The following is a 437-nucleotide window of genomic DNA, read 5'->3' on the forward strand; positions in this document are numbered from 1 at the left end:
CCCGTTATCCCGCCGATGCTGTGGCGATAAGTAAACGCAAATACCCCGAAAGCCGCCCCGTTGACGCCCGTATGTGAGCGGGCGAGCAGAATAAAACCTTCCAGCCGCACGTTGGGCGTCGGGTTGAGCGGGCGCCTAACGTCGCGGAATCCTCGCGGACGGTACCGGGGATTAATTACGGGATTAATCCGGGTACAGCGCGCATCAGCCGTTACAGCTATCGCACCATAGTGCAGAGTTTGCCGATTGAACCCATTTCGCAAGCCAGTGCCAACCCGCGTAATGGCCGTTGTGGACGGGTGGAAGAGGGGACCTGTATTTGGCTTTACTCTGAGGAAGATTTTAACTCACGCCCAGAGCTCACCGATCCGGAAATTCTGCGCACCAACCTAGCCTCGGCTATTTTGCAAATGACGTCGCTCGGCCTTGGCGGTATT

At 57.0% G+C, this 437-nt stretch carries 1 pseudogene; it reads left to right on the plus strand.

From position 1 onward, the window contains the following. A pseudogene (locus UF06_RS25060) lies at positions 1–437 on the plus strand (ATP-dependent RNA helicase HrpA); the annotation flags it as partial.

It is taken from the genome of Vibrio sp. S234-5, from assembly GCF_000960595.1.
In the GTDB taxonomy this organism is placed as follows: Bacteria; Pseudomonadota; Gammaproteobacteria; order Enterobacterales; family Vibrionaceae; genus Vibrio.